The organism is Achromobacter sp. SD115, assembly GCF_017355315.1.
GTDB lineage: Bacteria > Pseudomonadota > Gammaproteobacteria > Burkholderiales > Burkholderiaceae_B > Achromobacter > Achromobacter xylosoxidans_B.
In genome coordinates this window covers 455309-480156 of the sequence record NZ_JADIJM010000001.1, presented here as the reverse complement: position 1 = coordinate 480156, position 24848 = coordinate 455309, and the positions used below count along the sequence as shown (strand labels likewise).

Sequence of the window (24848 nt, the reverse complement as noted above, 5' to 3'; positions counted from 1 at the left end):
GCTGGTGTTTGGTATACCAGATACAAAAATAGTCGAATTAGCGAGTGGCAACAACTCATGGCTAACCCTGAAGTTATGGATCAGTCCGTCCCCGATTTGGCCATCCATCACCCCACGCTGCCGGCCGTGGTGGCCGAGAAACTGCGGCAGCTCATCATCGACGGCACCTTCAAGCCGGGCACCTGGCTCAACGAACGGGACCTGTGCGACCAGTTGAAGATTTCGCGCACGCCGCTGCGCGAGGCCTACCGCATGCTGGCCTCTGATGGCCTGGTGACCTTGCAGCCCAAGCGCGGGGCGATGGTGATCGAGTTGTCGGCCGATGACGTCGAGAACATCTTCGATGTGCTGTCGGTGCTGGAGGGGCTGGCGGTGCGCAGCGCCGCCGAGCGCGCGACGGACGCGGAACTGGCGCAGATCGCGCAGCTGCACGCGCAGATGCTGCAGGGGTATGAGCAGCGCGACATCCGCGCGTATTTCGCGGCCAGCATGGGCACGCATATCGCCATCAACCGCGCCGCCCACAACCCGGCGCTGACGCATTCGTATGACAGGTTCAACCTGCAGGTGCAGGCGCTGCGCTACAAGTCGAATTTCGATATCGACGAATGGACGGCGGCGGTGGCCGACCATGAGGCCTTCGTCCAGGCGCTGATGCGGCGCGATGGCGAGCTTGCGGAGTCGCTCATCCGCAAGCATGTAGGCAGCAAGAAGACCTATAACTTGCGCGGGCGCGCGGGTGGCGTGGCCAAGGCCTGACTAGGCCTGTGATTTGCGCAGGCGGCGCCCGGCCGGGGGCCGGCGGGCCGCCCGCAATCGCGGTCAGGCCGGCTGCGGCACCGCGCGCTGCCTGCCTATCATCAGCGCGATGACGGCGGCGATGAGGCCGGTCATGCCGGAGATGACGAAGGCCATCAGGTAGCTGCCCTGCGCTTCGCGCACGGCGCCCGCCATCCAGGCGGCGCTGGCGGCGCCCAGCTGGTGGCCGGCGACGATCCAGCCGAACACGATGGGGGCATCGCGCTCGCCGAAGGCTTCGGTCGTCAGGCGCAAGGTGGGCGGCACCGTGGCGATCCAGTCCAGGCCGAAGAAGATGGCGAAGATCGACAGGCTGTAGAACGAAAAGTCGGAATAGGGCAGGTAGATCAGCGACAGCCCGCGCAGGCCGTAGTAGACGAACAGCAGCTTGCGCGGATCGTAGCGGTCGGTCAGCCAGCCGGAGGCCGTGGTGCCGATCAGGTCGAAAATGCCCATCAGCGCCAGCAGGCCCGCGGCCTGCACCTCGGGCATGCCATGGTCGCCGCAAAGCGCGATCAGGTGCGTACCCACCAGGCCGTTGGTGGTAAAGCCGCAAACGAAGAAAGTGGCGAACAGGAACCAGAAAGTGCGGGTGCGCGAGGCCCGCGCCAGCGCGCCGAAGGTGGCGGCCAGCATGCCGGTGCGCGGCGCGGCGGGCGCGGGCGGCGCATGCGGATCGCTGCCGAACGGCACCAGGCCGACGCTGGACGGACGGTCAGGCACCAGCCACCAGGCCAGCGGCACCAGCGCCGCCGCCGCGGCCGCCACGGTCCAGACCACGCGGGTCCAGTCGCCCGACGAGGCCAGCGCCGCCAGCACCGGCAGGAACACCAGCGTGCCGGTGGCGGAACTGGCGGTCAACAGGCCCATCATCACGCCGCGGTGCTTGGTGAACCAGCGGTTGACCACGGTCGCGCCCAGCACTACCGCCACCGCTCCCGAACCCAGGCCCGAAAACACGCCCCAGGTCAGCAGCAGATGCCAGGATTCGGTCATGAAGGCGCTGGCCGCGCTGGACGCCGCCATCACGAGGAGGGCGCCGATCAGCACCCGCCGCAAGCCGAAACGCTCCATCGCCGCAGCGGCGAACGGTCCGACCATGCCATACAGGAAGATGCCGACCGCGGCAGCCAGGGAGATGGTGCTGCGGCTCCAGCCAAAGGCTTCTTCCAGCGGCACCAGCAACACGCTGGGCGAGGAGCGCAGGCCGGCCGACACCAGCAGGGACAGGAAAATGACCGCGACGACCACGAAAGCGTACTTCTGGCCGGCGCGCCGGAAAGGAATGGGAGGCTGGGCTATACTCATGTTACTGACCGGTACGTAATGGGATTTGCGAATAGTACGTACCGGTCAGTAACATAGTCAAGCAATTTCTCGTCGCGTCCGTCATCCGGAAAAGGAGCCCATCCATGGCCAGCAAGACCACCGCCGCCGACCGGCCCGCATCCAAGCCGCCACTGGCGGCCGATCGCATCCGCAAGACCGCGCGCGAAATGTTCTACCGGGACGGCATCCGGGCGGTGGGCGTGGACGCCATCGTCACCGAGGCGGGGGTGACCAAACCCAGCCTATACCGCAACTTCTCGTCCAAGGACGAGTTGGCGGCGGCCTATCTGCGCGACTACGACGCTGAGTTCTGGGCGCGTTTTGACGCGGCTTGCGAAGCGCACCCGGGAAATCCTCGCGCGCAGATCCTGGACTATCTGACCGGCTTGGCCGGGCGGGCCGTGCAGAGCGGATACCGCGGCTGCGGCCTGACGAACGCGGCGGTCGAGTATCCCGAAGCCGGTCATCCCGCGCGCGCCGTGGCGGTGGAGCACAAGGCGGAGCTGCGCCGGCGCCTGGCCGCCATGGCGGCGGACATGGGGGCGGCCGACCCTGACGCGCTGGGCGACGGCCTGTTGCTGTTGTTCGAGGGCGCCTTCGTCTCCAGCCAGCTTTTTGGCGAAGGCGGACCCGCCGGCCGGGTTGCGCAGATGGCGGACATGCTGATTCAGGCGCATCTGACACAGGCCTGATACGGCGCGCCTCCGGATCGAGAGGGCGGGCGGCACCAGCAAGGTGCAGGCAGCAGTGCATATGTGCACCATTTCTGGTGTTTGTCCCCATTGCGCAACGCACAAAAAAATGCTTGAGAAATTTATTGCGACGCAGCAAGCACAGGTCTAAGATGGACTCGTGTTGTTCCACATCGCTTTCTCAAGGAGAGAACCATGAGCGATACCGCGCTGAAGAATGCCCGCATGTCGGATGAGCTGGAACGTACCCTGATTCATGACGCCATCATCGCGGAAAGCCTGTCCCGCCACAGTTCCGGTTCGCGTTGGCTGCGCCTGAAGGTGCGCCTGGCGGCCTTCGGCGGCGCCGTGGGTGAAGTGCTGCACGACATGGACGCCGGCCGCCGTCAGCACCCGGTGGTCTCCGCCTATCATTGAAGTATCCCAGAGCGACGCGCGCAGCGTCGCGAGCGAAAACGCCGGCAAACCGCCGGCGTTTTTCATGGAGCCGGTTGAGTCTCGTCCAGGACTTCGCGCAGGCAGGCGATGAATTGCCTGGCGGCCGGCGTCAGGTCGCTGCCCTTGCGCTGTATGACGCAGACCTGCAGGACCGGCAGCGCATCGTCAAGCTCCAGGCGCCGGATGTCCAGGTTTTTGAAGACCGCGTCCGCCAGCGGCTCCACGAACAGTCCCAGATGATCCGTCTGCGAGACCAGGGCCAGGGCCGCGGTGAGCGAATCGCCTTGCACCACGCGCGGCGGCACCGGCATGCCCAACGACGCGAACAGTCGGGTCGTGGCCGATAGCGGGTCGCCGCCATCGCCAGGCAAGGCCCATTCGGCGTTGAGCAGTTCGCGCATCGAGCGCCGGTTGCGCAGGGGATGTTGCCTGCGCATGCCGACCACCAGCCGTACCGGGAACAGCGGCAGGCATTCGAACTCGTCCCGCAACAGCTCCGGGTCCGCATGCATGACCGCGAAATCGACCTGCGGCTCGCGCAGCCGCGAAAGAATGCCTGCCAGGCCGGCTTCGCTGACGTGCAGCGAGACGCCGGGACGCCGTTCCCGCAAGCGCCGGAACGTCGGAATGAACAAGGTCTGCGCGAACGCGGCGCTGACCGCCACGCGCACCTGGCCGGCATTGCCGTCGCGCAGTTGAGCGACCTCGTCGCGCGCCCGTCGCATGTCGTCCAGCAGCAGCTGCGCGCGGGGCAGCAGGGCCGCCCCGCATTCGGTCAGCGTGATGCCCTTGACGCTGCGTTCGACCAGGGCGGCGCCGAGTTCGCGTTCCAGTTCGCGCACGATCTTGGTCACGGCGGGCGCCGAGACGCCCAAGGCGCGGGCGGCGGCGCGAATGCTGTGTTGCGTGGCGACCGCGACGAATGCTTGCAGCTGCTTGGGTTTCATGGAGCACCGCCCTTCATGTGTAAACCAAATAGAAACGATGATAAGAGAATTTTGGCTTTTCGGTTTACGTAGGCATCCCTAGAATGCGCCCTGGGAGTGCTGCGGCGGTTGCGCAGGATTGCGGAAGCGGGCGCACTCCAAAGTCCCCGGCTTGCGCACACATGCACGGCGGGGTGCCGGCGGCGTTGGCGGCGGGCGGGATTTCGGGATGGGTATGGATCTTTTGGCAGCGATGCGCATCTACGTCCGCGTCGTCGAACGCGAGACGATGTCGGGCGCCGCCCGCGACCTGGGCATGGGGCAGCCAGCGGTGAGCGAACGCATCGAGAAACTCGAGCGCTTCCTGGGCGCCACCTTGCTGTTGCGCACGGGACGCGCGCTCAAGTGCACCGAAGCGGGCAGAATCTTCTACGAACGCAGCCAGGGCTTGCTGGCCTCGGCGGCCGAGGCTGCCGAGGCCGTCTGGGCGACGGGCCAGGAGATCGGCGGCACGCTGCGGATCGCCGCAGCCCATTGCTACGGCGAAAAGGTTGTGGTTCCGACGCTGATCGCGGCGCGGACCGAACACCCCGGCCTGCTGATGGATCTGATCCTCAACGACGAGGCCGTGGATCCGGCCGTCGAAGGGGTCGATCTTTCGATTCGTCTCGGCAGCGCCGGCGACGGGCGCTATCTTGCCTATCCGCTGGGAGAGGTGGACCACGTGCTGGTGGCCACGCCCGAATATCTAGATCGGTACGGCCCGGTCCTCAACGCGCAGGATCTCGCCAGGCATTCCTTCATCCGGGTCAAGGATGCCTTCCTGAACGAGGCCCTGCCGATGATGGATGCCGCGGGCGGAAGCCGGCCGGCGGCAATCCGCACGGCGGTGACCACCACGCATTGGCGTGCGATGTTCGACATCATTCTGGGGGCGGGCGGGATCGGAGTCGTGCAGCAGCCCGCTTGCGCTGCGGAGTTGGCGTCCGGCAGGCTGGTGCGGCTGCTGCCCGACCATCGGATGCGTTCGCTGCCGGTCACCGCGCTGACGCCGCCGCAAAGGCCGTTGCCACGGAAGACCCGGGCCATCATCGGCATGTTGCGGGAGGCCATAGAGCTCCGCCGCGGCGCGGCGCCGCGCGGCGAGGCCACCGGCCAGTCCTGGGTTCAGACCAGCATGTCAGCCACCAGATAGCCGTCCAGCAGCAGGATGCCGACCGTGGCCGCAATCGCCGCCCAGGCCCAGGCGCCGCGCAACACGTACTTGCCCATCAGGCTCTTGCGGCAGGCCAGCAGCACCAGCGGGCCGAGCGCAAAGGGCAGGGCCAGGCTCAGGATGACCTGGCTCAGCACCAGCAGGCTGTCGGGGTCCTGGCCGCCGGTGAACGCCAACAGGCCGACCGCCGCCGCGCCCGCCAGCAACCGGGTTGCAAGCGCGCGGCGCCGGTCGGACCAGCCCTGGCGGATCTGGAAACCGTTGGACAGAATGCGTCCGGCCAGCACGCCGGTGATGGTGGAGCTTTGGCCCGCGGCATACAGCGCCACGGCGAACACAATGGCCGCGCCCACGCCCAGCGTCTGGCCGATCACGGCATGCGCGTCGTCCAGGCTGGAGACGATCAGTCCCGAACCCGACAGCGATGCGGCGGCGACGATCATGATGGCGGCGTTGATCAGCATCGCCAGGCCCAGCGACACGATGGTGTCGTTGCGCGCCACGCGCATGGCCAGGTCGCGCGCGGCGGGCGGCAGTTGCTGCGCGCGCTGGGCCAGCGAGCCCGAATGCAGGTACAGGTTGTGCGGCATCAGGGTGGCGCCGAGTATGCCCAGCGCGATCAGGAAGCCCTGCGGGTCGCGCAGCGCCCGGCTGGTCTGGGTGACGCCGTGCGCCACTTCGGTCCAGGCCGGATTGGCCTTGAACAGCAGGAACACGAAGGACATGGCGACCACCGACAGCAGCAGGGCGATGAAGCGTTCGTGCTTGTCGGCGTTGCCGCGGGTCAGCGCCAGTACGGCAAAAGTACCGACGCCGGTGATCGCCACGCCCGCGATCAGCGGCAGTCCGAACAGGAGGCGTAGCGCGATCGCGCCTCCGATGAGTTCGGCCAGGGCGGTCGCCAGGATCGCCGCCTCGCCGGCCAGCCAGGCCGTCTTGGCCAGGCGCGGGGACAGGTGGCGGGCCGTCAGCGTGGCCAGGTCCTGGCCGGTAGCCAGCGCCAGGCGCGACACCAGGATCTGGAAGCCCAGCGCCAGCAGGGCCGAGGTGACGACGACCAGCAGCAGCCCATAGCCGAAGCCGCTGCCGCCGGCGATGTCGGTGGCCCAGTTGCCCGGATCGATATAGCCCACGGCCACCAGGATGCCGGGGCCGGCGATGCGGCGCAGTCCCGCCGACACCTGTACGTCTTGCGCCAGCGCAGTCCTGCCGCCGGATATCGCGTAGATGAATTGGCCCATGCTTGCTCCTGAGAATGATTCTCATCATCCTCTCGAGGGGCCAGAGCGTCAAATTGATTTTGGGCAAGCAGGGGATAGGCCGGCCCAATGACGCCGCCCTTGCCGGACAGGTCATGGGCCGATGCGGGGATCAGGACTTGAGCTTCGCGTCCATGGATATCTTGGCGTTCAGCACCTTGGATACCGGGCAGCCTTTCTCGGCCTTGCGGGCGGCGTCCTCGAAGGCCTGCGCGCTGGCGCCGGGGATGACGGCTTCCACGGTCAGGTGGACGGCAGTGATCGAGAAGCCGTCGTCGACCTTGTCCAGCGTGACCTCGGCCTTGGTGTCCAGGCTTTGCGCGACCATGCCTGCTTCCGCCAGGATGTTCGACAGGGCCATGGTGAAGCAGCCAGCGTGGGCCGCGCCCAGCAGCTCCTCGGGGTTGGTGCCCGGGGTGTCGCCGAAGCGGGTGTTGAAGCCGTAGGCCTGTTCCTTGAGCGCGCCGCTCTGCGTGGAGATCGTGCCCTTGCCGGTCTTCAGGTCGCCGGACCAGTGGGCGGTTGCGGTTTTCTTCATGCGTGACTCCTGTAGTAGGGCCGCGCCCGTCGCGAGCGCGGCCGGTGTGGGAGGGCGCGGGCCGCCGGCTGGGGGGCGGCGCGCATTGCCTGGGTTGGCATGACCGATGATACGGCGGGCACGGACGCCAGGCGCGGAAAGCGTCTGCGCGCAACGGCAAGCCTATGTAACCGCAGGCCTGCTTTCTTGATCCGCGTCGCCAGGCGGCGCGCGCCCATCAGGCAAAATACGGGCATCTGCTCAAACTTCGCCGAGAACTGCTGTCATGTCTTACAAGTTCGTCCGCTACGCCTGCGCCGTCGCGCTGGTCGTCCCTGCCTTGTCCGCCCAGGCCGAAATCGTCATCGGCGTGGACGTGTCCACGACCGGCCCGGCCGCCGCCATCGGCATTCAGACCAATAACGCGATCCGTCTGTGGCCCGCCACGCTGGGCGGCGAGCCGGCACGTTACGTGGTGCTGGACGACGGCACCGACGTCAGCCGGGCGGTGAAGAACATGCGCAAGCTGACCTCGGAAGACAAGGTCGACGCCATCGTCGGCCCCAACACTACCGCCGCCGCGCTGGCGGGCCTGGACGTGCTGGCCGAGACCGGCACGCCCATGATCGCGTTGGCCGCGTCCAGCGTCATCGTCGAGCCGCTGTCGGATCCGAAGCGCGCCTGGGCCTTCAAGATGCCGCAGAATGATTCGTTGATGGCTACCGCGCTGGTCGCGGACATGAAGAAGAAGGGCCTGACGAATGTGGCCTTCATCGGCTTCGCGGATTCCTACGGCGACAGTTGGTGGAAGGAGTTCACCGCCGCCGCGGGAACCGACCTGAAGGTCGTGGCGCAGGAACGCTTCCAGCGCACCGACGCGTCGGTGGTGGGGCAGGTGCTGAAGGTCATCGCCGCCAAGCCGGATGCCGTGCTGATCGCCGGCGCCGGCACGCCTTCCGCCCTGCCGCAGAAGACGCTGCTGGAACGCGGCTACACCGGCGCCATTTACCAGACGCATGGCATCGGCACGCTGGAGTTCCTGCAGGTCGGCGGCGCGGACGTGGAAGGCACCTTGTTCCCCACCGGCCCCGGCGTGGTGGCGCGCGAGCTGCCGGACGACAATCCGGTCAAGAAGGTGGCGGTGGCCTTCGCCGACAAGTACGAAGCCCGCTACGGCGCCAACACGCTGACCCAGTTCGCGGGCGACGCCTATGGCGCCTGGATGCTGCTGGATTCGGCGGTGGCGCGGGCGCTCAAAACCGGCGCCAAGCCCGGCACCCCGGAGTTCCGCGCTGCGCTGCGCGACGCCCTGGAAAACACGCGTGACCTGGTTGTGCCCAATGGCGTCCTGAATATCACCAAGGACAACCACCAGGGCTTCGACGAGCGCGCCCGCGTCATGGGCATCGTCAAGAACGGCCGTTTTTCCTACGCGGAGTAAGTGGGGACATAGACGTCTACCATTCGTAACTTGTCCTGACCTCTCATAGGGCGACGGATCGAAAAGCAGGCTGCGGCCTGCTTTTTTTCGGGCATATCATTCGTATAGAAATCATTTAATAGCGTATTATTTTTAGTGAATCCATATACCTCGAAATAAATACAGGAGAAACTGCCATGAGCCTGATCCGATCCAGACGTTTGCTTGCCGCCTTGAGCCTGGGGGTGCTGGCGGCATGTTCCGACTCGGGATCCGACAAGGCTGCGCCGGCCGCGAGCGCACCCGCCGCGGCGTCCACCCTGGAAGCCGCCAAGGCCGCCGGCAAAATACGTATCGGCTACGCCAACGAAGCGCCTTTTGCCTTCATGGACAGCAAGGAAGCCAAGGTCACGGGCGAGTCCGTGGAGATCGCGCGGGTCGTGCTCAAGCGCATGGGCATCAATGAGGTGGAGGGCGTCCTGACCGAGTTCGGCTCCCTTATTCCGGGTCTGCAGGCCAAGCGTTTCGACATCATCGCGGCGGGCATGTACGTCACCCCCGAACGCTGCCAGCAGGTGGCGTTCTCCGACCCCACCTATGGCGTCGGCCAGTCCTTCCTGGTCAAGCAGGGCAATCCCAAGAACCTGCACAGCTACGAAGACGTGATGAAGAATCCCGACGCCAAGCTGGGCGTGGTGGTGGGCGCGATCGAAGCGGAGTACGCCTCCAAGATCAAGGTGCCACCCGCCCAGGTAGTGGTGTTTCCCGACGCGGTCAGCGCGCTGTCCGGCGTGCAGGCCGGGCGCGCCGACGCCTACGCGGCCACCGCGCTCACCGTGAACGACTTGATGGGCAAGACCAGCGCGGCCAGCGGCCTGGAAAAGGCCGATCCGTTCAAGGACCCCGTCATTGACGGCAAGGACGTGCGCGGCTATGGCGCCTACGCTTTCCGTTCCGACGACAAGGCTTTTGCCGACGCCTTCAACGCCGAGTTGGCCAAGTTCATCGGCACCGAGGAACACCAGAAGCTGGTCGCGCCCTTCGGTTTCACCCCGCAGGAACTACCCAAGGGAGTCACGGCCGCCAAGCTGTGCGCCGGCCAGTAAGGGGGGCGCATGCGGTTGATATCCGAGCATTTCGCCGAACTCGTGCCGCCGTTGCTGCAGGGCCTGGCGGTCACGCTTGAGATCATGGCCGGCGCGGTGGTGCTGGCCGTCCCGCTGGCGCTGGCCGCGGGCATCGGGCGCCTGTCGTCGCTGCGGCCGGTGCGCTGGATCGCGGCGGTCTATGTCGAGGTGTTCCGCGGCACCTCGGCCCTGGTGCAGCTCTTCTGGTTCTACTTCGTGCTGCCGCTGTTCGGCGTGCAGCTGCCCGCCATGCTGGTGGGCATCGTGGTGCTGGCGCTGAATGCCGGCGCCTACGGCGCGGAAGTGGTGCGCGGCGCGATCCGCGCGGTGCCGCCGGGCCAGCGCGAAGCGGGCATCGCGCTGAATTTGACGCGCGGCCAGATCATGCGCCGCATCGTGGTGCCGCAGGCCGTGCCGGCCATGCTGCCGCCGGCGGGCAACCTGCTGATCGAGCTGTTGAAGAACACTGCGCTGGTGTCCCTCATCACCATCACCGACCTGACTTTCCGCGGCCAACTGCTGCGCAGCGAGACGCTGCGCACCACCGAGATCTTCACCCTGATGCTGTTGATGTACTTTGCCGTGGCCCTGCTGATCACGGCCGGCGTGCGGCTGCTGGAACGCAAGGTGCGCGTGCGATGAAGCCGGTATTCGATTGGTCCTTCGCCCTGGAAATCCTGCCCACGCTGGGCTCCGCGCTGCTCATCACGATCCAGGCCACCGTGCTGGGCATGCTGGTGGCCGTCACGCTCGGCCTGGCGCTGGCACTGCTGCGGCGTTCGCGCCTGCGCATTGTGTCGCTGCCCACGGCCTTCGTGATCGAGTTCGTGCGCAGCACGCCCTTGCTGGTGCAGATGTACTTCCTGTTCTATGTGCTGCCGCTGACCGGCGTGCGGCTGTCGCCGCTGGCCACCGGCATCACCGCGCTGGGCCTGCACTACGCGACCTATTGCGCCGAGGTCTACCGCGCCGGCATCGAGGCGGTGCCGCGCGGCCAATGGGAGGCTGCCACCGCGCTGAACATGTCGCGCTGGCGCACGGCGGTGGGCGTGGTGCTGCCGCAGGCGATTCCGCCGGTGGTGCCGGCGCTGGGCAATTACCTGGTCGCCATGTTCAAGGACACGCCGTTGCTGTCGGCGATCACCGTGGTGGAACTGTTGCAGCAGAGCAAGATGATCGGCTCAGCCACGTTCCGCTACACCGAGCCCCTGACCCTGGTGGGCCTGCTGTTCCTGGCGCTGAGCCTGGTGGCGGCCTGGGGCGTGCGCGGCCTGGAGGCCCGCCTGCAACGATATGGAGGAAAGCGATGAGCGCCAGCGTAAGCATCAAGAATCTGCGTAAGCAGTACGGCGAACTGGAGGTGCTGCGCGGCATCAACCTGGAGATCCCGTCGGGCCAGACCGTGGCCGTGATCGGCCCCTCGGGCTCGGGCAAGTCGACCTTGCTGCGCGTGCTGATGACGCTGGACCGGCCCACCAGCGGCGATATCGAGATCGATGGCGTACCCATGTGGACCGATGCCCAGGGCCGCCCGGCCGGGCCCAATTCGGCGCACCTGCGCAAGGTGCGCGGCAAGATCGGCATGGTGTTCCAGCACTTCAACCTGTTCCCGCACATGACGGCGCTGGCCAATGCCATGGAGGCGCCGCTGCACGTGCTGGGCATGCCGCGCGACCAAGCGCGCGAACGCGCCGTGGAATACCTGGAAATGGTCGGCCTGGGCGACAAGCTCGACGTCTATCCGGCGCAGTTGTCGGGCGGGCAGAAGCAGCGCGTGGGCATCGCGCGCGCGCTGGCCATGTGTCCCGACATCATGCTGTTCGACGAGGTGACCTCGGCGCTGGACCCGGAACTGGTGGGCGGCATCCTGCAGATCCTGCGCGACCTGTCGGCCCGGCGCAGCATGACCATGATCATCGTGACCCACCAGATGAAGTTCGCCGAACGCAGCTCGGACCGGACCCTGTTCTTCGACGAGGGCAATATCGTCGAGGACGCCGAATCGTCGGTGCTGTTCAGCCAGCCCCAAGAGGCGCGCACGCGCCAGTTCCTGGATTCGGTGATCGAAGGGCAGTAGCGCAACTCCCGTGGGCGCGGTTGACCCCGCCCGGGCCGCGGTATTCAGGCCGCCAGCCGGGTTGGGGCGCTATGCTTTCGCATCCCATGCCCCGGAGGCTCCAGCATGTCCCTGCTTTTCAGTCCCACCTCCATCGGCCAGCTGGAGCTGGCCAACCGCATCGTCATCGCGCCCATGTGCGAGTATTCGGCTGAAAATGGCCTGGCGACCGACTGGCACATGATCCATCTGGGGCACCTGGCCCTGTCCGGCGCCGCGCTGCTGTTCGTGGAAGCGACCGCGGTGGAGCCCGACGGCCGCATCACCCCGGGAGACCTGGGGCTGTGGTCCGACGAAACCGAGGCGGCCATCGGCCGCGTTGTGGCCGCCATCCGCCGCTATGCGGCCATCAAACTGGGCATACAGCTGGGCCACGCGGGCCGCAAGGCTTCCAGCGACGCGCCCTGGAACGGCGGCCAGTTGGTCCCGCCCGAGGCCGGCGGCTGGCAGGGCTGGGCGCCTTCCGCGCTGCCGCACAACGCCTCCGAACCCGCGCCCCATGCGCTGGACGGGGCCGGCCTGGCGCGCATCCGCGACGCCTTCGTGGCCAGCGCCCGGCGGGCTATCCGGCTGGGCTTCGACGCGATCGAGCTGCATGCCGCGCACGGCTATCTGCTGCACCAGTTCCTGTCGCCCTTGTCGAACCGGCGCAACGACGACTACGGCGGTTCGCTTGAGAACCGCATGCGTTTTCCGCTGGAAGTCTTCCAGGCGCTGCGCGAGGCTACGCCGCCGTCCGTGGCGTTGGGCGTGCGCGTGTCCGCCACCGATTGGGTCGAGGGCGGTTGGGATCTGGAACAGACGCTGGTGTTGGCGCAGACCTTGAAGGAGCGTGGCTGCGAGTTCATCGACGTTTCCAGCGGCGGCGTTTCGCCGCAGCAGAAGATTCCCGCCGGGCCGAATTATCAGGTGCCGTTCGCCGACGCGATCAAGCGCCAAGTGGGCATGCCCACCATCGCGGTGGGCCTGATCACCGAGGCGCAACAGGCGGAAGACATCCTGGAACACGGCCAGGCCGACATGGTCGCGCTGGCGCGCGGCATGCTGTATGACCCGCGCTGGCCCTGGCACGCCGCGGCGCAATTGGGCGGTCAGGTCAGCGCGCCGCGCCAATACTGGCGTTCGCAGCCGCGGGATCAGAAGGCGTTGTTCGGAGAAACCCGCTTCGGCCAGCGCTAGGCGAAAGCGGCAGGCGAGTTCGCGGCCCGCCCGAACCCTGTCTCAGGGCCGCGTGCCGTCGTAAGCGTTTTGCAGCAGGGTCCGCAAGGCCTCGCGTTCCAGCGGACGCGGATTGGGGTAGGGCGTCTGCAAAGCGATGTCGCAGGCGCGGTCCAGGTCTTGCTCGCGCATGCCGATATCGCGCAGCGCGGTGGGCGCGCCCAGCGACCGGGCCAGGTCGAACACGCCAGCCGCCGCAGCCGGTGCGCCCAGCGCGGCTGCGATGCGCTCCATGGCTTGCGGCGCGGCCGCGGCGTTGTAGGCCAGGGCTTGCGGCAGCACCACGGTGTGTACTTCGGCGTGCGGCAGATTAAAGCTGCCGCCCAGCGTATGGCAGAGCTTGTGATGCAGCGCCATGCCCACGCTGCCCAGCACCGTGCCGCATAGCCAGGCGCCATAGAGCGCGTTGCTGCGCGCCTGCAGCAGATCCGCGCCGCCGGCGCCGGCGTGAATGGCGGGCAGCGCCTGCGCCAGCGCGTGTATGCCTTCCTGCGCCATCAGGTCCATGATCGGATTGCCGTCGCGCGCATACAGGCCTTCGGCCGCGTGGGCGATGGCATTGATGCCGCTGGTCACGCTCATCGGCACGGGCAGGGACAGACTCAGTTCCGGGTCGTACACCACGCTGCGCGGCAGGACGCGGTCATCCTTGCCGGTCTTCTTCATGCCGGCCTCGGTGATGCCGTAGATCGGCGTCATTTCCGAGCCCGCATAGGTGGTGGGCACCGCGATGACCGGCAGCCCGGAGTCCAGTGCGATGGCCTTGCCCAGGCCGATGGTGGAGCCGCCGCCCACGGCTACCGCGCAATCGGCGCCCAGCTCGCGCGCCGTCTCCCGCGCCCGGCGCGCGATCTCGATCGGCACGTGCATCACGGCCTGGTCGAAGATCCCGGCCACGCGCGCCTCGCCCAGCAAGGTTGCGACCCGTTCGGCCTGCGCGCGCTGCGGCGGCGTGCAAAGCACCAGCGCGCGCCGCAGCCCCAGCGTATCGAGTTCGGCCGCCAGGCCGCCCAGGCTGCCCGGCCCGAAGACCACGCGCTGGGCGCGGCTGGCGTAGATGAAGGATTGCATGGCGTTCCCGGTCTGCATGTCGGTCATTGTGCAACGATTCCGCGGCTCTTGATGAGCTGGCCCCAGCGTTGGGATTCGGCCTGCACCAGCCGGTTCATGTCGTCGCGGCCGCCGGCCACCACTTCGAAGCCGGATTCGGTGATGCGTCCGGCGACGGCTGGATCGCGCAGCGCGGCGATGGTGGCATCGGTCAGCTTGTCCAGCGTCGCCGCCGGCGTTTGCGCCGGCGCCACCATGCCTACCCACGAATAGATCTCGAAGCCCGGATAGCTTTCGGCGATGGCCGGCACGTCCGGCAGGGCGGCGACGCGCTTGGGCGCGGTCACCGCCAGCGCCCGCAGCTTGCCGCTCTGGATGTGGGGCAGCACCAGCGGCAGGCTGGCGATGATGGATTCCACGTGTCCGCCCATCAGGTCCGACACGGCTGGACCGCCGCCCCGGTAGGGCGTATGGATGCCGCTGGTGCCCGCGGCCTGGTGGAACATTTCGGCCGCCAGATGGTTGGAACTGCCCGCGCCGACCGAGGCGTAGGACACGCTGCCCTTCTTGCCGGCCGCCACATAATCGGCCAGCGTCTGGTAGGGGCCGCTGGCCGTCACCGCCAGCACCATGGGCGAGCGCACCATGTATGACACGCCGGTCAGGTCGCGCGCCGTGTCATAGGGCAGCTTAGGGTAGATGTGCTGCTCGGTGGCGTAGGAGTCGAACACCATTTCGACGGTGTAGCCGTCGGGCGCGGATTTGGCGACCAGCGCCGTGCCTATGGTGCCGCCGGCGCCGCCGCGGTTGTCGATGACCACCGTCTGGCCCAGCTTGTCCTGCAGCGCCTGCTGCACCTGGCGGGCGACCCGGTCCACGGTGCCGCCCGCGGCAAAGGGCACCACGATTGTTACCGGCTTGCTGGGATAGGAGTCCGCCAGCGCGGGCAGGGCGGTGGCCCAGGCGCCTGCGGCGAGGACGGCGCTGGCCAGCAGGACGCGGGGCGGGTGGCGGAATGCGGTAATCGGGGGCATGCGGGTCTCCTGGGCTTGTCGTCGTTGTGGCTGGTCGTCTATCTTTGTCCAAATTGCCAAAGTGCGGCCATGCACGGTATCGTAATTGCCAAATCCTCCAGGAAAGCAGGCGCTCCGCGCCAAAGCCTTTTGCGCCATACGCACAAATGAAAACCGTCAAATTCGCAGAGAGCCTGTCCATCTTCGTCGACGTCGCCCGCGCCCAGAGCTTTTCCGAGGTGGCCCGCCGCCGCGGCATGGTGGCCTCGTCCGTGGCGCGGCAGATCGGCGCGCTGGAGTCCGAACTCAAGGTGCCGCTGTTCGTGCGCTCTACCCGCGCCCTGATGCCGACCGAGGCCGGCGAAGTCCTCTACGAGCGTGCCGTGAAGATCCTGCACGACATGACCGAGGCGCGCTCCGAAGTCATATCTCTGGAGCAGACCGTGCAAGGCCTGTTGCGCGTCAGCTGCCTGCCCGCATTCGCGCGGCGCTACGTGGTGCCCATGTTGCAGCAACTGGGCGAACGGCATCCGCAGTTGCAGGTGGAACTGGAATTGACCGAGCGCGTGGTGGACCCGGTGGTGGAACGCATGGACGTAGTGGTGCGGGTGGGGCAGCAGCCCGACAGCAGCCTGATCGGGCAGCGCATCGGCAGCCATCGCTACCTGATCTGCGCCGCGCCCTCATACCTGGAGCGCCATGGCATGCCGCGCACGCTGGCGGACCTGTCGCGCCATCGCCTCATAGACCGGCGGCATAGCACCAGCGTGCGCGGCTGGCGCGAGCTGGGCGATGGCCAGTGGGCGCAGGACGCTCGATTCGTGCTGGAATGCGACGACTGCGACGCGCGCCGGTTCGCGGCGCTGGAAGGGCTGGGCATCGCGCTCATGCCCAACTGGTCCGCGGGCGCGGACATCGGCGCCGGCCGACTGGTGCAGCTGACCTTGCAGGACGCCAGCCCGCCGCCGGAAAGCGGCATCTATCTGCTGCGCGCCATGCCGCGTGCCAACGCGCGCATCCGCGCCTTCACCGAGCTGTTGCGGCGGCAGGTCGGTTCGCCTTCCGTGTGGGACGCGGCCATCGAGACGGCGCGCGCGGCCTGACGATCCTGGCGGTGGGGCGGTTCGTGCGGAAGCGGGCGTCCCGTCATGTTGCATCATGGAAGATGAGGCCCACGGTGTGGCGCCGGCCGCTGCGCACGCAGCTCACGCCATGCCGCATGGCAACCTTGCGCGGGCCGCGCGTTCCCGCCACGGGCCGTTGATTGACGGTGAACACCACGGCGTCGCCCTGGTTCAGCGCCACGACATCGGCGCGTTGGCCTTTGCCTGCAAGTTCCGTCATGACGAACTCGCCGCCAGTGAAATCCTTGCCGGGTTCCGACAGCAGGATGGCGACCTGCAGCGGAAACACATGCTCGCCATAGAGATCCTGATGCAGGCAGTTGTAGTCGCCCTCGCCGTATTGCAGCATCAATGGCGTGGGGCGGGCCTGGCCCGCCTGGTGGCAGCGTTGCAGGAAGGCGCCCAGCCCGGGCGGGTACTGTGTATCCGTGCGCAACTGTCGATTCCAGCGGTTCGCTATCGGCGCAAGCCGGGCATAGAGCGCATGACGCAGGCGGTCGAGCAGCGGCGGCAAGGGGTAGGCGAAGTATTGGTATTCGCCCCGTCCGAATCCATGGTGCGCCATGACGATGCGCGAGCGGAAGCGGGATTCGTCGGGGTAGAGCGCGGCAAGGTCACGGCATTGCCGTGCCGTCAAAAGCCGGGGAAGCATGGCGTTGCCATGGGCATCCAGGGCATGCTCCATCGCCACCCAGTCATAGCGGGCGGCGGTCATCACCTCATTCTCGCTTGCCGCGGCGTGCATGCCCGATCCTCTCTGCGCTTGAAGACCGGTCCAGTATAGAAATTCACGCCCCTATCCAAACTCCGTTCCTTGCGCTTGGCTGGGAAGCGCGCTTCGCTGGGCGTCTGGCGCTGCCGGCTGCGCCATGAAAAAACGCCGCGGGCGCGGCGTTTGTCAGGCGGGCGGGGCAGGCGGGCGCTTACAGGCGCGAGTACGCCTGCTCCAGTTCGCGATGCAGCTGGTCGGCGAAGTCCTCGCGCGCGGGGTCCAGCTGCGACAGCAGGCGGGCCAGCACGACGTTGTCTTCCTCGCCGTTCCAGATCTTGATGTAGGTGCCTTCCTTGTAGCCATGCTGCTGGCGGAAGATGTTCAGCACGTTCTTGGACACGTATTGCGTGTAGGCGTCGTTCCAGCTCATGTCGCAGGACGTCATGGTCTGTTCCAGCACCTTGAAGCTGGCGCGGCCGCACACGGCCAGGCCGCCGATCAGTTCCAGCAGCTCGGGCACGTTCAACTGGTCCAGCGTGTGGGTCTTGCCGTCCAGCGCGACCGAGGCCGGGCCGGACAGGTCGGCGACCAGCGCGCCGGCGGCGGCGGCGATGTCGCCGCGGGCTTGCACGATGGTGTGCGACAGGTAGAAGTGCAGGATGTCCACCAGTTCCATCTGCACCTGCGGCAGGTCGATGGTCTGCTTCTTCCACCACTTCCAGCCGTAGTGTTCCAGCGCCTCGGCGGATTCGACGAAGGCGGCGCGCAGGAAGCGGGCTCCGCCGTTGACCCAATCCGGATTGATCATGCTGTTCAAGTGGCCCTGCAGCTTCAGCATCGTGGCCGCCTGGGCCTGGTTCAATCCGACTACGTTATTCACTTTCACTCCGTGGTTCATGGGTCTTTCGACAGCGGCGGAAATGTTAGCACCATTGCCCACAGGCTCAGGCGTTGCCATCCTTGCGGTAGGACGAACGCTTGAGCGGCGGCAGGGCCGCCTTGTTGCGCGGATTGCGCGCGTTGCGGCCTGCCTTGAACAGCATGATGGCGAAGAACGCCAGGAAGATGGCGGGCATGGCTTCATCCAGGTCGAAGCCGGGGCCGCGCAAGGCGCCGAAGATGATGCGCACCGCGGCCCAGCCGGCCAGGATGCCGCCCACGGTCAGGATGACGCCGATCTTGCGCTGCGTGGCGTGTCGGGCCATCGACACCGTGGCGGCGTCCTCCTGCCCTGGAACCGTCGGAGCCTGCCAGGGCTGTTGCGGCGGCGGCGCTGAATTGCCCCAGGGCGCGCTGGACAGATTGTCGGAACGGGGGGCTGGCGCGGGCGGCGGCACGGGGGAAGCCGCCGGCCGGGAGCTTGAGCGCTTGTCCGGAACCTGGCCGGGCGTTACGCCGCCGGCACGCGTCAGGTTCTCGATATAGCGCGCGAAGTCGCCATTCCTGGGCTCCCCATCTATGGCCATTGCCCCTCTCTCCGGTTCAGTTGCCGCGGCGTTGCCGCGCCGGGACCCGGCGCTTGCGCAGCATGGCTATCAATAGCCCGCATCCTAGCAGTACCGAGAGTCCCGCGCCGATCATCATGGCAATCTGTTGTGCATTGTCCGCCGTGCCCAGGCTGCGTGCCGTGATATAGCCCGGCGCCAGCATCAACGGCATCCACAGGATGGCGGACGTGACATTGGCCAGCTGGAAGCGGCTGTGTCCCATGCCCATCACGCCGGCGACCGTGGGGATGGTGGAGCGGATGGGCCCCAGAAAGCGGCCGATCAGCACGGAGGCGAAGCCGTAGCGGTAGAAGAACAGGCGGGCGCGCGCCACGCCGCTGCGCTGTTGCTTCAGCGGCCAGCGGCGCAGCACGCCGGGGCCGGCCCAGCGGCCCAGCCAGTAGGACAGGGCGTCGCCGACGATGGCGCCGGCGATGCCCCAGGCGATGATGCTCCAGGGGTTCAGGGTGCCCGCGCCGATCAGGCCGCCGGTCAGCAGCATCAGGGCCGTGGCCGGGATGAACAGGCCCAGCAGCACCATCGATTCGCCGAGGGTGAGCAGGAAGGTGATCGGGCCGGCCCAGGCCTGGTTGGCCTCGATGAACAAGGCGATCTGGTCGACGTATTGGTCCATGGATACGAAGTTGAAAATTAGCTGAACGCAATCGGGTATGTTAACGCCTGCGGAACTGCCGGTGCGCCGTATAGTCCGTCTGGATGAAGCTAAATGTTGGAGAGTTATGGATTCGGTTACGCAGGCGGTGCTGGGCGCGGGCATACAGGGCGCCCTGCTGGGGCGGGTGCAGGGCAGGCGGGCGCTGATCTACGGCGCGGCGCTGGCCACGGTGCCGGACCTGGACGTGCTGATGAGCTACCCGGATCCGGTGTCGCTCATGACCTACCACCGCGGTTTCTCGCATTCGGTCTTCGTCCTGACCGGCCTGGCGGCTTTCCTGACCTGGCTGATCCGCAAATACTGGCCGCAGGCGCCGTACAGCGGACGCCGGCTGTTCCTGACCTTATGGCTGGTGCTGGTGACCCATCCCGTGCTGGACGCCTTCACGGTCTACGGGACGCAGCTGTTCTGGCCGCTGGCGCTCATTCCTGAAAGCTGGGCCGCCGTGTTCATCATCGATCCGGTCTATACCGTGCCGTTGCTGCTGGCGGTGCTGTTCGCCGTCGGCTTCGGCATGACGCGCACCGCGCGCCGGCTGCTGGCCGCCGCGCTGGTCTTCAGCACGGCCTATCTGGGCTTCGGCTTGGCCGGCCGCATTGCGGCCGAGGATCGGGTGCGCGCAGCGATGCAGGGGCAGGGCATCGCCGTCAGCGAACTGCGCGCCGTACCCATGCCGTTCAACACGCTGGTGTGGCGCGTCATCGCCAAGACGCCCGACGGCCACTATTACGAATCGGTCAGCAGCCTGTTCGACCGGGATCCGCCGGAATGGCTGCGCCAGCCGCTCAATCTGGACGTGGCGCAGGCGCTGGCGGACGCGCCGCTGCACCAGCGCTTGCGCTGGTTCACGGACGACTGGTTGCGCTACGACGTCATAGGCAACGCGCTGGTGGTGACGGACCTGCGCATGGGCATGGCGGGCCATTACACCTTCCGCTTCAAGATGGCGGAGCGCGCGGCGGACGGCAGCTGGCAGGCGGTGACGCCCTCCATCTGGCCCAGCGAGCGCGGCGGTTGGGCTGAACTGAAGCTGGTGCTGGGTCGCATCCTGCATGCGCAGCCGCCCTTGCCGCTGGCGCAGTGGTCGGAGCTGTCGACGCGATAGGCCGCCCGCGTCCGGCGGCTACTGGTTGCGTATGCCTTTTTCCTTGACGATTGCGCTCCATCGCTGGTTGTCGCGGACCACGATGGATCGCAAATCCGCAGCCGAGCCGCCGGTGGCGTCGTAGCCGATCTCGCGCAATTGGGTCTGGCCTTTCCCGCTCTGGACGTACGCGTTGATGGCCTTCGCCATCTCCTGCGTGAATGGCTCCGGCGTGCCCTTGGGAAAGAAGAAGCCGACCCATTGTTCCGCGACGTAAGACGGATAGCCCTGTTCCGCAATGGTGGGGATATCTGGAAAAAGGCTGCTGCGCGCGGCTGACGTCACCCCGAGGACCTTGACCTTGCCGGCCTGCTGCTGGCTTTGCGCCAAAGGCACCTGGGTGACCAGCATATCGATCTGATTGCCCATGATCGCCGCCGTGGCAGGCGCACCGCCCTGGTAGGGAACATGGAGCATCTCGATGTCCGCTTCCCGCTCGAACAACGCCAGCCCGACGTGCCCCAGGCTGCCTACGCCCCAGGAGCCATAGGTCAGCTTTCCGGGCTGCGCCTTGGCCAGGCGGACGACATCCGCCGCCGTATTGCCGTTGAACGCCGACCTCAGCGTCAGGGCCAGCGGCAGCGTCCCCAGGGGAGCGATGGGCTCGAAGTCCTTGATCGGGTCGTACTTCAGATTCGGATAGACATAGGGGCTGATCGCGAAGGTGTCGGTGTTGCCGACGATGATGGTGTAGCCGTCCGGCTTGGCGCGGGCGCCGGCTTCCGTGCCGATGGAGCCGTTGGCGCCAGGCCGGTTTTCCACGATGAATGCTTGTCCCGTGCTGGCCGAGAGCGCATTCATGACGGCGCGGGTACCCACGTCCACCGCGCCGCCGGCCGGCCAGGTCACGATCACGCGCACGGGCTTGTCGGGGTATTTGGCGGCTTGTTGCGCATGGGCAGGCGTGCCGATTCCTAGAGCCGCGCAAGCAAGGGCGGCCGCCGCCCACGTCCCGGCCCGGGTGAAGTCCAGCATGGTGTTGTCTCCTTATGATTGTGCAAGCCGTGGCGTCCCCGCTGAGCTTGAGCCCGCATGCTATCAGCTTGTCGTCTTGTATGACAAGAGTATAAGATGCTGATAGGACAAAATGACCGGGCCTGCTAGAATGCCCTGTCTTTCACCCGTAGCCGGCAACGCCATGAATTCACCTGCCTTTTCCAATATGCGAGTCGTCAGCGAGGCGTCGCCCACGCGCCGCCTGGTCGCTCAGAACATCACGGACGCCATCATCCAGGGGCGTTTTCTGCCGGGCGAGCGCCTGGTGGAGCGCGAGCTTTGCGAACTGCTGGGGGTCAGCCGGACCTCGGTGCGGGAGGCCCTGCGCGAACTGGAAAGCGATGGCTTGATAGAGAACATCCCCAACAAGGGACCTATCGTGGCGCGCATCAGTTGCAAGCAGGCGCAGAGCATCTATGAAGTGCGTGCCGTGATGGAAGGCCTGGCCGCGCGGCTGTTCGCCGAACGCGCGTCGCAGGCGCAGATCGAGCAACTGGCCTCGGCCATCGAGGGCATCGGCCAGGTATATGCCGACTTCTCGCCGGAGCGCTTCATCCAGGCCAAGGGGCTGTTCTATCAAACCCTGCTGGAAGGCGCTGACAACGAAGTCGTCGCGCAGGCGCTGAAGTCCATCCATGTGCGGGTCAACCAGTTGCGCGTGTTCTCGCTCAAACAGCCGTCCAGGGCCAGCGCCAGCTTGAGCGAGCTGCGCGCGTTGATCGAGCACGTCCGGCGCCGGGACGGCGCCGGGGCGGAGGCCATCACCATCCAGCACGTCACCAATGCCGCGTCGGCCGCGCTGGAGGTCATGAGGGCCTTGGAAGCCGAGTCCACAGAACAACAAGCCGGCTGACTTCGAGCCGGCGGCAGCGGGATCACTCAACCACGGGAGACATTGCGTGAACCAACCAGACCCTATCAACCTGCATGCGAGCCGCGACGGCATCAGGTATGAAATCCGCGGCAGCGTCGCGCCGGGTTTCGACAAGCTGGCCTCGCAGTTCCAGGAACACTTCGCCTATGGTCTGGAACTCGGGGCGAACGTCTGCGCCACCGTGGACGGCCAGGTCGTGGCGGATCTCTGGGGCGGTTTCAGCGACAGGGCCAGGCAAACGCCGTGGGAACGCGACACCATCGTTTGCATGATGAGCGTGAACAAGGCCGTGAGCGCCGCTTGCATTTTCCATGCGATGGAGCAGGGGGCGCTGGACGTGGCGCGTCCCGTCGCCGACTACTGGCCGGAGTTCGCGGCGAACGGCAAGGCCCATATCCCGATCCAGTGGATCCTGGACCATCGCAGCGGCCTGCCCGTGGTGGAACCCCGGCTGCCGAAGGGCGCCGCCTACGACCACGCGCGCATGAGCGGCGCGCTGGCCGCCATGAAGCCGCTGTGGGAGCCGGGGACCCAGGCGGGGTATCACATCCTCAGCCAGGGGTACCTGCTGGCGGAGATCATCCGCCGGGCGACGGGCCGGACCATGGGCGGCTATTTTGCCGAGCACTTCGCGCAGCCCCTGGGGATCGACTATTTCGTCGGCGTGCCCGAATCGGAGCTGGAGCGATGCGCCGAGTTCTGCATGGTGCTGGGCGGCACGATTCTTGACGAAGCCGCGAAGGATCCGGATGGCTGGCAGGGCCGGGCCTGGCATCAACTGAAGGAAGGCGAGGACTTCAACTCGCGCGAATGGCGCACCGCCGAGATCTGTTCCGCCAACGGCCATGGCAACGCGCGCGCGATGGCCCGCTTTTTCGCCATGCTGGCCAACGATGGCGTCCTGGACGGCAAGCGGATGCTTGCGTCCGAGACCATACGCCGCATGTCGGCCGAACAGCACCAGCTGACGGAAGTGGTCATGCAGCGCCCGTATCACCAGGCCAGCGGCGTGCTGCGGAACTCGCCGCCCATCTGCTTCCAGGGACCCAACCCAGGTTCGTTCGGGCATCACGGCGTAGGCGGTTCCATAGGCTTCGCGGACCCGGAAAACAGGATCAGTTTCAGCTATGCCACCAATCGCATGCATGCGCGCAAGGACAACGGCCCGCGCGCCGGACTGCTGATCAAGCAGCTCTACGAAGCCGTGGGCGTCGAGTGCGAGACGCCCGACTATGCCAGCGCGCCGATCGCGTCCTGGAACAGGGGGATGTGAATCGCCGGTCCGGCGCAAGGGGCTGCATGATTGCCTGTCCGATTCCGCGTGTGTAGAATAAATCTACACTCAACGTCAGGTTTCATTCATGTCGGTCACGACGGCTCTTTTGCAGATAGGCGAGCTGGCGCAGCGCACGGGCGCCAGCCATCGCACGATTCACTACTACGAACGCTTGGGCTTGTTGCGGCCGGTTGAGCGGGAGGGCGCCGGCTACCGCTACTACAACGACGAGGCGGTGCAGCGCCTGGAGAAAATTGCCGCCCTGAAGAAGCTCGGCCTGAGCCTCGATGAAATTGCCCAGGTCATCGATCTTTACTTCCAGGATGCGTCGGGCATCAAAGGCAAGGAACAGGTGCTGAAGATATTGCAGGCCCAGTTGCAGAGTACGCGTGAACGGCTCGGTGAACTGCGGTCTTTCGAGAAGGATCTGCAAGCCAACATCGTCCGCATGGAGGGACTCATCGCCGAGGCGCGGGACAAGCGCCAGTAGCTTGCGCGCCGGAAATCGTCCGTAAAAAATTTCGCCCTTAATCTACACTTAACGTCAGGTTCATATTTGAATCCTGTTCAACCGCAAGCCTGTGAGGAAAGCATGATCCACAAGAGTGTTTCCACTGGAGTTCCATTCCGGTTCATCCGGCGCGCCAACTGCTCCAGCCTGGCCGCAAGGCCAGCCGCGGGAGGTGTCCTGTGAACAAGAGAGACCTGCTCAAATCCACCGGCGTGGCCGCGGTGACGCTGGCTTCCGGCGCCTGGGCCCATGCCGCAACGCCTGCCGCCAGCGGCAAGCCCGGCCTGGCGCGCAGCGCTTTCGTCTTCATCGAGTTCCAGGACGAATGGCTGGATCCTGCCGGACCGCTCAACCGGTTGATGCAGGATCGGCCGCTGTTCGACAACGCGGTCAGCAACGGCGCCAGGATCCTGGACCGCGCGCGCGCCGTGAATGCCAACATCGTGCACGCGGGGCTGACGCTGACGAACGACCCCGACTACCTCATATTTGGCCGGGGGCGCGGCAAATCCGGCTTGAAGGGAGCCATTCCCGCCGCGGGTACCTGGCGCGACGAGGCGCGGGTACGCTTTCCCGAACCCTTCACCCCTCGGAAAGGGGAGTTCATCGTGGCGGGCCGCTCAGGCGCCAGTGTGATTACCAACTCGAACCTCGATCCCTACCTGCGCAACAACGACATCAATCATTTGTACCTGCTGGGATTCGCCCTGCACGTTTGCGTCGAGTCGACGCTGCGCCAGGCGCATGACCTGGGGTACGAAGTCACCGTGGTTTCCGACGCGGCGCCTGCGTTCACCACGCAGCAGCAGTCCCATGTGCTTGAGCAGGTGGTGCATCACTTCGGTCACAGCGTGACGACGCAGGAATTGCTGCGGCAACTGCAGGCTGCGGGCTAGCGCCCGCGCCACGGTCGCCGGGCGCCATCTCGC

Annotated in this window: 27 protein-coding genes; 16 read left to right on the top strand and 11 right to left on the bottom strand. The window is 66.6% G+C overall.

Annotated elements, in window-relative coordinates; all coding sequences use genetic code 11:
* Positions 1-75: 75 nt before the first annotated feature.
* Positions 76-759, top strand: coding sequence for a GntR family transcriptional regulator (locus tag IPU70_RS02225; protein WP_207464566.1), 684 nt, complete (start codon positions 76-78; stop codon positions 757-759).
* A 63-nt stretch (positions 760-822) separates the two neighbouring features.
* On the opposite strand, the gene IPU70_RS02220 is transcribed toward IPU70_RS02225, so the two are convergent.
* The gene (locus IPU70_RS02220) at positions 823-2106 is read right to left on the bottom strand and encodes an MFS transporter (protein ID WP_207464565.1); all 1284 of its coding nucleotides are present in this window, start codon (positions 2104-2106) and stop codon (positions 823-825) included.
* Positions 2107-2210: 104 nt separating this feature from the next.
* Here IPU70_RS02220 and IPU70_RS02215 point away from each other — a divergent pair, with 104 nt between their 5' ends.
* Both IPU70_RS02215 and IPU70_RS02210 read left to right on the top strand, forming a co-directional pair.
* The gene (locus IPU70_RS02215; protein ID WP_207464564.1) at positions 2211-2819 is read left to right on the top strand and encodes a TetR/AcrR family transcriptional regulator; all 609 of its coding nucleotides are present in this window, start codon (positions 2211-2213) and stop codon (positions 2817-2819) included.
* A 195-nt stretch (positions 2820-3014) separates the two neighbouring features.
* On the top strand, positions 3015-3236 hold the full coding sequence (locus IPU70_RS02210) for an XRE family transcriptional regulator (protein WP_207464562.1): 222 nt from the start codon (positions 3015-3017) through the stop codon (positions 3234-3236).
* 62 nt (positions 3237-3298) lie between these two features.
* Here IPU70_RS02210 and IPU70_RS02205 read toward each other — a convergent pair whose 3' ends face one another.
* On the bottom strand, positions 3299-4204 hold the full coding sequence (locus tag IPU70_RS02205; protein WP_207464561.1) for a LysR substrate-binding domain-containing protein: 906 nt from the start codon (positions 4202-4204) through the stop codon (positions 3299-3301).
* 214 nt (positions 4205-4418) lie between these two features.
* Between IPU70_RS02205 and IPU70_RS02200 the strand changes: the two genes are divergently transcribed.
* On the top strand, positions 4419-5378 hold the full coding sequence (locus tag IPU70_RS02200; protein WP_242702279.1) for a LysR family transcriptional regulator: 960 nt from the start codon (positions 4419-4421) through the stop codon (positions 5376-5378).
* On the opposite strand, the gene IPU70_RS02195 is transcribed toward IPU70_RS02200, so the two are convergent.
* Together IPU70_RS02195 and IPU70_RS02190 are read right to left on the bottom strand one after the other, a co-directional pair.
* Positions 5351-6640: an Nramp family divalent metal transporter gene (locus tag IPU70_RS02195; protein ID WP_207464558.1), complete on the bottom strand. Its 1290-nt coding sequence runs from the start codon at positions 6638-6640 to the stop codon at positions 5351-5353. The genes IPU70_RS02200 and IPU70_RS02195 overlap by 28 nt on opposite strands.
* A gap of 130 nt (positions 6641-6770) precedes the next feature.
* Entirely contained in the window at positions 6771-7196 is a 426-nt protein-coding gene (locus tag IPU70_RS02190; protein ID WP_013394740.1) for an OsmC family protein, read from the bottom strand.
* A gap of 265 nt (positions 7197-7461) precedes the next feature.
* Here IPU70_RS02190 and IPU70_RS02185 point away from each other — a divergent pair, with 265 nt between their 5' ends.
* From IPU70_RS02185 to IPU70_RS02160, 6 genes are all read left to right on the top strand, one after another.
* The gene (locus IPU70_RS02185; RefSeq protein WP_207464557.1) at positions 7462-8616 is read left to right on the top strand and encodes an ABC transporter substrate-binding protein; all 1155 of its coding nucleotides are present in this window, start codon (positions 7462-7464) and stop codon (positions 8614-8616) included.
* A 176-nt stretch (positions 8617-8792) separates the two neighbouring features.
* Positions 8793-9701 (top strand): ectoine/hydroxyectoine ABC transporter substrate-binding protein EhuB, encoded by a 909-nt coding sequence (ehuB, locus tag IPU70_RS02180; protein ID WP_207464556.1) that lies wholly within the window; start codon positions 8793-8795, stop codon positions 9699-9701.
* A gap of 9 nt (positions 9702-9710) precedes the next feature.
* Complete coding sequence (gene ehuC / locus IPU70_RS02175; RefSeq protein WP_207464555.1) at positions 9711-10364, top strand: ectoine/hydroxyectoine ABC transporter permease subunit EhuC; 654 nt, start codon at positions 9711-9713, stop codon at positions 10362-10364.
* Positions 10361-11032 carry an ectoine/hydroxyectoine ABC transporter permease subunit EhuD gene (ehuD, locus tag IPU70_RS02170; protein ID WP_207464554.1) on the top strand — a complete coding sequence of 224 codons (672 nt, stop codon included), beginning with the start codon at positions 10361-10363 and terminating at the stop codon, positions 11030-11032. The genes ehuC and ehuD overlap by 4 nt, the downstream gene beginning before the upstream one ends.
* Positions 11029-11799, top strand: a complete 771-nt coding sequence (locus IPU70_RS02165; protein WP_207464552.1) for an amino acid ABC transporter ATP-binding protein — start codon at positions 11029-11031, stop codon at positions 11797-11799. The genes ehuD and IPU70_RS02165 overlap by 4 nt, the downstream gene beginning before the upstream one ends.
* Positions 11800-11904: 105 nt before the next feature.
* On the top strand, positions 11905-13017 hold the full coding sequence (locus IPU70_RS02160; RefSeq protein WP_207464551.1) for an NADH:flavin oxidoreductase/NADH oxidase: 1113 nt from the start codon (positions 11905-11907) through the stop codon (positions 13015-13017).
* Between the two features lie 42 nt (positions 13018-13059).
* Here IPU70_RS02160 and IPU70_RS02155 read toward each other — a convergent pair whose 3' ends face one another.
* Both IPU70_RS02155 and IPU70_RS02150 read right to left on the bottom strand, forming a co-directional pair.
* Positions 13060-14154, bottom strand: coding sequence for a maleylacetate reductase (locus IPU70_RS02155; protein ID WP_242702255.1), 1095 nt, complete (start codon positions 14152-14154; stop codon positions 13060-13062).
* Entirely contained in the window at positions 14151-15140 is a 990-nt protein-coding gene (locus tag IPU70_RS02150) for a tripartite tricarboxylate transporter substrate binding protein (RefSeq protein WP_207464550.1), read from the bottom strand. The genes IPU70_RS02155 and IPU70_RS02150 overlap by 4 nt, the downstream gene beginning before the upstream one ends.
* Positions 15141-15286: 146 nt before the next feature.
* Here IPU70_RS02150 and IPU70_RS02145 point away from each other — a divergent pair, with 146 nt between their 5' ends.
* Positions 15287-16222 (top strand): LysR family transcriptional regulator, encoded by a 936-nt coding sequence (locus IPU70_RS02145; protein ID WP_207464549.1) that lies wholly within the window; start codon positions 15287-15289, stop codon positions 16220-16222.
* Between the two features lie 43 nt (positions 16223-16265).
* On the opposite strand, the gene IPU70_RS02140 is transcribed toward IPU70_RS02145, so the two are convergent.
* The 4 genes from IPU70_RS02140 to IPU70_RS02125 all read right to left on the bottom strand — a co-directional run bounded on the left by IPU70_RS02140 (position 16266) and on the right by IPU70_RS02125 (position 19076).
* The gene (locus tag IPU70_RS02140; protein WP_207464623.1) at positions 16266-16958 is read right to left on the bottom strand and encodes a 2OG-Fe(II) oxygenase; all 693 of its coding nucleotides are present in this window, start codon (positions 16956-16958) and stop codon (positions 16266-16268) included.
* A gap of 208 nt (positions 16959-17166) precedes the next feature.
* Positions 17167-17853, bottom strand: coding sequence for a dUTPase (locus tag IPU70_RS02135; protein ID WP_207464548.1), 687 nt, complete (start codon positions 17851-17853; stop codon positions 17167-17169).
* A gap of 46 nt (positions 17854-17899) precedes the next feature.
* A complete protein-coding gene (locus IPU70_RS02130) occupies positions 17900-18421 on the bottom strand; it encodes a hypothetical protein (RefSeq protein WP_207464547.1) in 522 nt (173 codons plus the stop codon).
* A gap of 16 nt (positions 18422-18437) precedes the next feature.
* On the bottom strand, positions 18438-19076 hold the full coding sequence (locus IPU70_RS02125; protein ID WP_207464546.1) for a DedA family protein: 639 nt from the start codon (positions 19074-19076) through the stop codon (positions 18438-18440).
* A gap of 106 nt (positions 19077-19182) precedes the next feature.
* On the opposite strand from IPU70_RS02125, the gene IPU70_RS02120 reads away from it, so the two are divergent.
* Positions 19183-20223: a metal-dependent hydrolase gene (locus tag IPU70_RS02120; protein WP_207464545.1), complete on the top strand. Its 1041-nt coding sequence runs from the start codon at positions 19183-19185 to the stop codon at positions 20221-20223.
* A gap of 18 nt (positions 20224-20241) precedes the next feature.
* Here the strand turns inward: IPU70_RS02120 and IPU70_RS02115 are convergent, their stop codons facing one another.
* Positions 20242-21237 (bottom strand): tripartite tricarboxylate transporter substrate binding protein, encoded by a 996-nt coding sequence (locus IPU70_RS02115; protein WP_207464543.1) that lies wholly within the window; start codon positions 21235-21237, stop codon positions 20242-20244.
* A gap of 163 nt (positions 21238-21400) precedes the next feature.
* On the opposite strand from IPU70_RS02115, the gene IPU70_RS02110 reads away from it, so the two are divergent.
* The 4 genes from IPU70_RS02110 to IPU70_RS02095 all read left to right on the top strand — a co-directional run bounded on the left by IPU70_RS02110 (position 21401) and on the right by IPU70_RS02095 (position 24815).
* Positions 21401-22111, top strand: coding sequence for a GntR family transcriptional regulator (locus IPU70_RS02110; protein ID WP_207464541.1), 711 nt, complete (start codon positions 21401-21403; stop codon positions 22109-22111).
* Between the two features lie 46 nt (positions 22112-22157).
* On the top strand, positions 22158-23405 hold the full coding sequence (locus IPU70_RS02105) for a serine hydrolase domain-containing protein (RefSeq protein WP_207464539.1): 1248 nt from the start codon (positions 22158-22160) through the stop codon (positions 23403-23405).
* Positions 23406-23493: 88 nt separating this feature from the next.
* Positions 23494-23898, top strand: coding sequence for a MerR family transcriptional regulator (locus tag IPU70_RS02100; RefSeq protein WP_207464538.1), 405 nt, complete (start codon positions 23494-23496; stop codon positions 23896-23898).
* A gap of 200 nt (positions 23899-24098) precedes the next feature.
* Entirely contained in the window at positions 24099-24815 is a 717-nt protein-coding gene (locus IPU70_RS02095) for a cysteine hydrolase (protein ID WP_371818849.1), read from the top strand.
* The last annotated feature ends 33 nt before the right edge of the window (positions 24816-24848 follow it).

Excerpts from the sequence above, each read along its gene's own strand:
- IPU70_RS02225 (WP_207464566.1), top strand. The coding sequence starts at position 76 with ATGGATCAGTCCGTCCCCGATTTGGCCATCCATCACCCCACGCTGCCG.
- IPU70_RS02220 (WP_207464565.1), bottom strand. The coding sequence starts at position 2,106 with ATGAGTATAGCCCAGCCTCCCATTCCTTTCCGGCGCGCCGGCCAGAAG.
- IPU70_RS02215 (WP_207464564.1), top strand. The coding sequence starts at position 2,211 with ATGGCCAGCAAGACCACCGCCGCCGACCGGCCCGCATCCAAGCCGCCA.
- IPU70_RS02210 (WP_207464562.1), top strand. The coding sequence starts at position 3,015 with ATGAGCGATACCGCGCTGAAGAATGCCCGCATGTCGGATGAGCTGGAA.
- IPU70_RS02205 (WP_207464561.1), bottom strand. The coding sequence starts at position 4,204 with ATGAAACCCAAGCAGCTGCAAGCATTCGTCGCGGTCGCCACGCAACAC.
- IPU70_RS02200 (WP_242702279.1), top strand. The coding sequence starts at position 4,419 with ATGGATCTTTTGGCAGCGATGCGCATCTACGTCCGCGTCGTCGAACGC.
- IPU70_RS02195 (WP_207464558.1), bottom strand. The coding sequence starts at position 6,640 with ATGGGCCAATTCATCTACGCGATATCCGGCGGCAGGACTGCGCTGGCG.
- IPU70_RS02190 (WP_013394740.1), bottom strand. The coding sequence starts at position 7,196 with ATGAAGAAAACCGCAACCGCCCACTGGTCCGGCGACCTGAAGACCGGC.
- IPU70_RS02185 (WP_207464557.1), top strand. The coding sequence starts at position 7,462 with ATGTCTTACAAGTTCGTCCGCTACGCCTGCGCCGTCGCGCTGGTCGTC.
- ehuB (WP_207464556.1), top strand. The coding sequence starts at position 8,793 with ATGAGCCTGATCCGATCCAGACGTTTGCTTGCCGCCTTGAGCCTGGGG.
- ehuC (WP_207464555.1), top strand. The coding sequence starts at position 9,711 with ATGCGGTTGATATCCGAGCATTTCGCCGAACTCGTGCCGCCGTTGCTG.
- ehuD (WP_207464554.1), top strand. The coding sequence starts at position 10,361 with ATGAAGCCGGTATTCGATTGGTCCTTCGCCCTGGAAATCCTGCCCACG.
- IPU70_RS02165 (WP_207464552.1), top strand. The coding sequence starts at position 11,029 with ATGAGCGCCAGCGTAAGCATCAAGAATCTGCGTAAGCAGTACGGCGAA.
- IPU70_RS02160 (WP_207464551.1), top strand. The coding sequence starts at position 11,905 with ATGTCCCTGCTTTTCAGTCCCACCTCCATCGGCCAGCTGGAGCTGGCC.
- IPU70_RS02155 (WP_242702255.1), bottom strand. The coding sequence starts at position 14,154 with ATGACCGACATGCAGACCGGGAACGCCATGCAATCCTTCATCTACGCC.
- IPU70_RS02150 (WP_207464550.1), bottom strand. The coding sequence starts at position 15,140 with ATGCCCCCGATTACCGCATTCCGCCACCCGCCCCGCGTCCTGCTGGCC.
- IPU70_RS02145 (WP_207464549.1), top strand. The coding sequence starts at position 15,287 with ATGAAAACCGTCAAATTCGCAGAGAGCCTGTCCATCTTCGTCGACGTC.
- IPU70_RS02140 (WP_207464623.1), bottom strand. The coding sequence starts at position 16,958 with ATGACCGCCGCCCGCTATGACTGGGTGGCGATGGAGCATGCCCTGGAT.
- IPU70_RS02135 (WP_207464548.1), bottom strand. The coding sequence starts at position 17,853 with ATGAACCACGGAGTGAAAGTGAATAACGTAGTCGGATTGAACCAGGCC.
- IPU70_RS02130 (WP_207464547.1), bottom strand. The coding sequence starts at position 18,421 with ATGGCCATAGATGGGGAGCCCAGGAATGGCGACTTCGCGCGCTATATC.
- IPU70_RS02125 (WP_207464546.1), bottom strand. The coding sequence starts at position 19,076 with ATGGACCAATACGTCGACCAGATCGCCTTGTTCATCGAGGCCAACCAG.
- IPU70_RS02120 (WP_207464545.1), top strand. The coding sequence starts at position 19,183 with ATGGATTCGGTTACGCAGGCGGTGCTGGGCGCGGGCATACAGGGCGCC.
- IPU70_RS02115 (WP_207464543.1), bottom strand. The coding sequence starts at position 21,237 with ATGCTGGACTTCACCCGGGCCGGGACGTGGGCGGCGGCCGCCCTTGCT.
- IPU70_RS02110 (WP_207464541.1), top strand. The coding sequence starts at position 21,401 with ATGAATTCACCTGCCTTTTCCAATATGCGAGTCGTCAGCGAGGCGTCG.
- IPU70_RS02100 (WP_207464538.1), top strand. The coding sequence starts at position 23,494 with ATGTCGGTCACGACGGCTCTTTTGCAGATAGGCGAGCTGGCGCAGCGC.